Raw genomic sequence first — 7177 nt, 5'->3', positions numbered from 1 at the left:
TATGCGGTTAGTTTTGGTGGTGAAAATGGTCTGCGGAAGGTTGGTTTATGCGGCATTCACCCCTTAACGCGGCGTTAGGTGCTTGAAGGAAAAGGTAAGTATGGAAATTTCTTTTCAGCAGATAAACATTGATGATTTCGAATTGTGCGTTGCTGCGAGAAAAGATGCATACTTCTGTAGTTTTGGGCATTACGATGGTTTCGACGACTTCATCAGTGGTTATCGTGAACGAGTCTTAGACCGGTTAGTAACATCAGGATGGTTCTATGTCCATATATTTGTGGATGGTCAGTTTGCTGGGCAGCTAGAGTTTCGTAGCTTTTCACCCGAGCCGGAGACTGGCTATGTGCATCTCATTTACTTAAAGCCGAATTTTCGTGGATCAGGACTCGCCCCAAAAGTGCAGGATTATATTGCAACCACTTTGAGTGAAGCGGGTTGTTTGCGTGCCGTACTTTCAGTAAGCCGAACTAACCATCGAGCTCTCACATTCTATAAGCGCCATGGTTGGGAGTTCGTGTGCAAGAATCCCAAGCACGATGAAACAGACTTTTACCAACTTTGGCTACGCACCTAACAAACTGTTTAAGAGGGATTCGCAACGCGTGGCATTTTTACTATGCGTTGAATTTAGTGGTTAAGGTGGTTTGCGGCGGGTTCGGTATTGCGTTGCTCACCCCTTAACAGAGCGTTATGCTTAATCAAATAAAATCAATGGATTATGGTTTTTCTTTGCTCCCTCGGCTTGTTAGTTTCGAGTTAGTCGGCAAGTTAGCTTCATTGAGCGCTGTTTTTCGGACACTAATTTTTGTGCGCTGAAAATTCAGGGAGTTGCCTCAGTCAATTTTCGGGTAAGCGAGAGGTTAGGCCGGTTGGCTCAATCAGCAATTTGATCTTAGGTTTTTGAGTTTTAGCAGCCAAATTTCAAAGTCTGATTTTCAAAATTATGAGTTATTTCGGTTTTCTACGTTTTGGTTTTTGTTTGTAAATCAAAGTCGAGTTGATTTTGGTTCAATTAAAACGTAACCAATTGAAGCTTAAGCATAACAAGGCGTTCAAGTGGGATTCATGCCGCGTGGCATTTTTGGTATGCGGTTGGTTTTGGTGGTGAAAGTGGTTTGCGGTAAGTTGGTTTGTGCGGCATTCACCCCTTAACGCAGCGTTAGGCTAGTCGGTGATATCACTAACTGACTCGCATTAATAACGTAATTTTCGTGCCTTAATTTTTAGTCTTTCTTTGGTCGGGATTATCATATTTTCGATGAATGTTGTTACCACTTTCGATAGGTAAGTTGATGGGTATATTGGTTTTTATTGCAACGATAGTTTTGGTGAAACTCATAGAAGCGCAACTTGGTTTCACATACAACATATTCTCAGATCCATTTAACGTAAAACTGGCTGCATTAGATTTACTGTTGTTTGTGTCTATTTATGCTGGGTTAACATTTGTCTATGAAAGAAGTAGCAAGTACCTAAGAAAGAAGCAGCAAAGCTAAAGGTTCATTGCTAACAGGTAGCACAAGCCTAACAAAGCGTTAAAGAGGGACTTGGCACGCGTGGCATTTTCAGTTTGCAGTTTATTTAGTGAATAAGGTGTTATGCGGTCACGTTTGTATTGCGTGCCTGCGCCCCTTAACGCGGCGTTATGCTTAATCACATAAAATCAGTGGTTTATGGTTTTTCTTTGTTCCCTCGGCTGATTGGTTTTGTGCTTGTCGGCAAGTTGACTTCATTGGGCGCTGTTTTTCGGACACTTATTCTTTGGCGCTGAAAATTCAGGGAGTTGCCTCAGTCAATTTTCGGGTAAGCGAGAGGTTAGGCCGGTTGGTTTAATCAGCAATTTGATCTTAGGTTTTTGAGTTTTAGCGGCCAAATTCAAAGTCCGATTTTTAAAACTATGAGTCATTTCGGTTTTCTATGTTTTGGCTTTTGTTTGTAAATCAAAGTCGAGTTAATCTTGGTTCAAGAAAAACGTAACCCATTGAAGCTTAAGCATAACAAGGCGTTCAAGTGGGATTCATGCCGCGTGGCATTTTTGGTATGCGGTGAGTTTTAGTGGTGAAAGTGGTCTGCGGAAAGTTGGTTTAGGCGGCATTCACCCCTTAACGCAGCGTTATGTTACTGCACTTTACGAGTAATTGAATGAATATAAAGTTGTTAGTTGGCGGTTGTTTACTCGGTGTAACCGCTCTATTTTTTGTCGGTAAACGAGGTGGTGAGGAGTTATCGCTCCCCGTGTGTGATTCCGTCCCTAAAATTGATACGCCAGTGCATTTTTTCACAGATGACTCCATTAGTGAGGCACGAATTGAAGAGTTTATTGACTATTCAAACCTTGTTCTAGAGAACTCTTGCATTCCAATTAGAAGGACCCTTTCAGGAATCACCAAACTTGATTTGACCAGTTTTAAAAGTCAAGACAGTGGTAAGTTACATCAACAGTTACTCCTAAATGTTGGTAGCTCGGTTCTTGAGCCAATGCAAAAAGTTGGAAGTTATTATGTTCTAGTTCTTCCTAAAGACTTTCCTTTTGCAAAAGACAGTGCAGGAACTGCTCATGTAAATTTTAGTCGCAGTTTTTTGGTTCTATCTTCTGATGCAGAACTTCATGTACTTGAGCATGAGTTGGGGCATCTGGCTTGGGCATGGCACGACAACACAGCAATACATTGGTTAAAAGGGCAGCTTCTAAAAGAGCATCACAAGCAAATTAAGCCATATGCATTTGGGGCATTGTGTCATGAAGCGGGGACGGTAATGACTTATGCAGAGAAGCCGTTGCCAGCCTATTCATCACCGGATATCAAATATTATGGACAGGCTTGTGGCAATGCCGAAACTGCTGATAATGCACGTCATATGCGAGAGTTTGCGCTATCACTGGTAGCTCCGTAACATAACAAGGCGTTCAAGCGGGATTCATGCCGCGTGGCATTTTTGGCATGCGGTGAGTTTTAGTGGTGAAAGTGGTCTGCGGGAAGTTGGTTTGTGCGGCATTCACCCCTTAACGCAGCGTTATGCTTAATCACCTAAAATCAGTGGTTTATGGTTTTTCTTTGTTCCCTTGGCTGATTGGTTTTGTGTTCGTCGGCAAGTTGACTTCATTGGTCGCTGTTTTCTGGACACTTATTCTTTGGCGCTGAAAATTCAGAGAGTTGCCTCAATCAGTTTTCGGGTAAGCACGAGGTTAGGGCAGTTGGCTCAATCAGCAATTTGATAGTAGGTTTTTGAGTTTTATCTGCCAAATTTCAAAGTCTCATTTTCAAAGATTATGAGTCATTTCAGTTTTTTAGGTTTTGCCTTTTGTTAGCTAATCCTAGTCGAGTTAATCTTAGTTTTGGTAAAAATGTGGGCGTTGAAGCTTAAGTATAACAAAGCGTTAAAGTGGGATTTGGCACGCGTGGCATTTTTAGTTTGCGTTGAGTTCGGTGATTACGGCACTGTGCGGTAGCTTTTGTATTGCGTGCCTGCACCCCTTAACGCGGCGTTATGCGCTATTCAAATCTTTATTAACTTGGTCGAAAATACTCAAAGTATTCATGATTGTGCTCAGACCAAAAGTTACCATGTTCTTTTTATAAATTGGGGTACGATGCATGAGTATAGATCAACAAGAACGATGGGCTAAAAATAGGGAGAAAGGATTTGCTAGATACGTCGCTAGTAACACTATCTCGTTCCTACTGATCGTTTCCTTAGTTCGTGCAGTGTTTTACTTCGCTACTCAAGACAATGCTTCGATTGAAGGCTTTATCTCCGAGCAGTCCATGACCATAGTTTTTATAGCAATAGTTCTACCATTTGTATTTTGGTTTACTTGGTTGTACCAAGAGTCAAAATATAAAAAGGATTAGTAAAGCTGCGCGCATAACAAAGCGTTTAAGAGGGATTTGGCACGCGTGGCATTTTCAGTTTGCGTTGAGTTCGGTGGTTACGGCACTGTGCGGTAGCTTTTGTATTGCGTGCCTGCACCCCTTAACGCGGCGTTAGGTGTTACATAGCGTTAGTGCTAGAGGAAAAATTATGGAAATGATTAAAGCGTTAGAAATTATCTCAGCGTTATCAGACGGAGTTAACCCTGAAACTGGTGAAGATTTATCGGGTGAAAGTTGTTTCAACCAACCACAAATAATTCGAGCTTTGTGTGTAGCAAAGCAGAATCTCGAAGCATCAATTGCTGCTGAGAAGCGCAAATCCGATTTACCCGAGAATGCTGGTAAACCATGGAAGTCAGACGAAGATGAAATGCTGTCTAAAGGGTTTGACTCGGGTTTAAGTATTGATGAACTATCTAAATCTCATAAAAGGACAAAAGGCTCTATTGCTTCTAGGCTAGTCCGTTTAGGTAAAGTTAATGAGCGCTCAGATGTTTATGTCAGAGAGTCAACGGCATAAAAACACCTAACAAACTGTTCAAGAGGGATTCGCAACGCGTGGCATTTTTACTATGCGTTGGCTTAAGTGTTTAAGGTGGCATGCGGTAGCTTAGGTATTGCGTTGCTCACCCCTTAACAGGGCGTTAGGTGATATGCGAAAGTTCAGGCTAAAGCTTCCTATATTTTTTTTACTTTCACTACCCGTGATGTTTTGTGTGGGGTGGGTGTATGAAGCGCATCAAAGCAATTTATCTATTGTTAGTGTTTTCAATCGGTACCTGCAAGATACTGGCTTAATGATATTATTAGGCCAACTTTCTTTAGCTAACTTTGTTGCGTGTTTTACTGTAGTAAACTCTGCTATTGAGTTTGATAAGCAAAACCAATATGTCCAAAGGTTGTACTTTATTTTTGTTTTTTTTGTTAGTTTTATCGTTGTGAGTCTTTTAAGTTGCCTAGTTACATTTGGTAATGTGTGTAATCTCACCTAACAAAGCGTTAAAGCGGGATTTATGCCGCGTGGCATTTCTGGTTTACTGTGAGTTTTGGTGGTGAAGGTGGTCTGCTGAAGGTTGGTTTAGGCGGCATTCACCCCTTAACGCGGCGTTATGCTTAATCACGTAAAATCAGTGGTTTATGGTTTTTCTTTGTTACCTCAGCTTTCGGGTTATGTGCTCGTCGGCAAGTTGGCTTCAGTGGGCGCTACTTTTCGGACACTTATTCTTTGGCGCTGAAAATTCAGAGAGTTGCCTCAATCAATTTTCAGGTAAGCGCGAGGTTAGGGTGGCTGGCTCAATCAGCAATTTGATCTTAGGTTTTGAGTTTTAGCGGCCGAATTTCAAAGCCCGATTTTCAAAACTATGAGTCATTTCGGTTTTCTACGTTTGACTTTTGTTTGTGAATCAAAGCCGAGTTAATCTTGTTTCCAGAAAAACGTAACCCATTGAAGCTTAAGCATAACAAGGCGTTCAAGTGGGATTCATGCCGCGTGGCATTTTTGGTATGCAGTGAGTTTTGGTGGTGAAGGTGGTCTGCGGGAAGTTGGTTTGTGCGGCATTCACCCCTTAACGCAGCGTTATATTTATGGAGATTAATATGCTAGGTAGTTGTAAACTCTGCAAAGAGACAAAAGAATTAAAGAACAGCCATGTAATTCCAAAGTTGATCTATCGTTTTATGCGCAGGTATCAGGATGATACACATAACTTAAATGGTTTATTAGTTCTTGATAGTAAAAAAAATAAAATTGATGTAACTCAAAGGCAATGGAAGAGCTTTCTATTTTGTAATGACTGTGAAACTTTGCTTTCAGATAATGAAACGAAATTTACGCGAATTCTTCACGATATAAATCGTCTTGATAAAGACGAAATCAAAAAAACTATCTACTCAACTGATCATGACGCTTTGTTTTTAGAGCTAAAAAAGTCACAGTGCAAGATAACTTTTGATATGTTCAAAAAAGCTTTAGAGTCGGGTTATTTTAACGAAAATAATGCCGAAACTCTAAAATACTTCGCAGCTTCATTTGTTCTGAGGCAGCTTTATATTATCGAGCACAACCTTGGGGAAAAAGAAATTGAAATGCTAGAAAGCTATATCTTTGGCAAAGGTGTTGGCAATTTTAGTCTGCTTGTTAATCTGAACGCAGGTGAGGATTTTTGGGCATTTTGCTCCTCACTTACTATTGATCAACCAGATGATTTTAAACATTATAATTTTGTTGTTCCTAACATTTGGTTTCACTTGATCTTTGATATTAATAACACGATGGGGAAACCAAAAGTACTCATTCAGCCAGATGATTTTAAAAATAATGCTGTGATTGTCAATCTACTGTCTCAGTTCTATAAAGGTGTGCAGGTGTCAAAAAAAGCAGAACGTGCTATTTCGAAATAATAAATATAACAAGCAATTTAAGAGGGATTCACAACGCTTGGTGCCCTCACTTCAAGTCAGTTAAGTGTTTATAGCACAATGCTTTAGGTTTGGGTGGAGGCGTTGTTCACCCCTTAATTGGGCGTTATGCGTTCATGATAGTTTTGAGGTGCACATGGAAGATATTTACAAAGTATTGTCACGAGAGGTGACAGAACTTCATTATCGATGGACAGTCTATCGAGAGGTTTATGCGCAAGGTGAAGATGTTACCAAGCTACTGAATGAAAATGGAGCAAGTTTCTTTTATTTCGTAGACTTCTTAATGCTTGACCATGTAGCGCTTACTTTTTCTAAGCTTACTGACCCCAATAGGCAGGGCTCAAATGACAACTTGAGTTTAAAACAGCTTGTTGTTTGCGCTAATGACCAAAAAAACACTCTGTTAGCACAAGAGCTTAGTTCTGATTTTGATACTCTGAAATTGGCTTGTGGAAAATTTAGGTTACTGAGAAATAAGCGTATTGCGCATGCCGATTTAATACATAGCTTAGGTCAAGCGAAGGAACCGCTCTCAGGGTTTTCGCGAGAATATGTCGAAGAAGCATTAGAGTTGTTACGTTTGTATATGAACAAATTCGAATCAAAGACTTTCGACAAACCGATAGCTTATGAATACCTTGTCACACCTATTGGTGCGGGTGGTAGCGCGCTGATAGAAGCGTTAAAATTAGCTGACAAGCACCGTAAATAAACGCATAACAAAGCATTTAAGAGTGATTCGCAACGCTTGGCAGTTTCGCTTCGCTCAAGTATAGCCAAGCGTCGCTCACACCTTAATGCGGCGTTATGCTTAATCACGTAAAATCAGTGGTTTATGGTTTTTCTTTGTTCCCTTAGCTTTTCAGTTTGGTTGTATG

6 protein-coding genes are annotated in these 7177 nt (G+C 40.6%); all 6 read left to right on the top strand.

The annotated features are described in order from the left end of the window. Positions 1–100: 100 nt before the first annotated feature. The 6 genes from LZU85_RS19820 (at position 101) to LZU85_RS19770 (ending at position 7011) form a co-directional block, all read left to right on the top strand. Positions 101–577 (top strand): GNAT family N-acetyltransferase, encoded by a 477-nt coding sequence (locus LZU85_RS19820; protein WP_237288290.1) that lies wholly within the window; start codon positions 101–103, stop codon positions 575–577. A gap of 1568 nt (positions 578–2145) precedes the next feature. Further along, positions 2146–2898: a hypothetical protein gene (locus tag LZU85_RS19800; protein WP_130193231.1), complete on the top strand. Its 753-nt coding sequence runs from the start codon at positions 2146–2148 to the stop codon at positions 2896–2898. A gap of 1128 nt (positions 2899–4026) precedes the next feature. Further along, positions 4027–4398 carry a hypothetical protein gene (locus LZU85_RS19795; protein ID WP_237288288.1) on the top strand — a complete coding sequence of 124 codons (372 nt, stop codon included), beginning with the start codon at positions 4027–4029 and terminating at the stop codon, positions 4396–4398. 617 nt (positions 4399–5015) lie between these two features. Continuing rightward, positions 5016–5207 (top strand): hypothetical protein, encoded by a 192-nt coding sequence (locus tag LZU85_RS19780; protein ID WP_237288286.1) that lies wholly within the window; start codon positions 5016–5018, stop codon positions 5205–5207. Positions 5208–5474: 267 nt separating this feature from the next. Continuing rightward, positions 5475–6278 carry a hypothetical protein gene (locus tag LZU85_RS19775; protein WP_043877209.1) on the top strand — a complete coding sequence of 268 codons (804 nt, stop codon included), beginning with the start codon at positions 5475–5477 and terminating at the stop codon, positions 6276–6278. Between the two features lie 154 nt (positions 6279–6432). Then, positions 6433–7011 carry an AbiU2 domain-containing protein gene (locus LZU85_RS19770; RefSeq protein ID WP_237288284.1) on the top strand — a complete coding sequence of 193 codons (579 nt, stop codon included), beginning with the start codon at positions 6433–6435 and terminating at the stop codon, positions 7009–7011. Positions 7012–7177 lie beyond the last annotated feature (166 nt).

This window comes from Vibrio floridensis (assembly GCF_021852965.1).
GTDB lineage: Bacteria > Pseudomonadota > Gammaproteobacteria > Enterobacterales > Vibrionaceae > Vibrio > Vibrio floridensis.
Note: the sequence above shows the minus strand (reverse complement) of the source record. Positions and strands in the feature narration are given on the sequence as shown.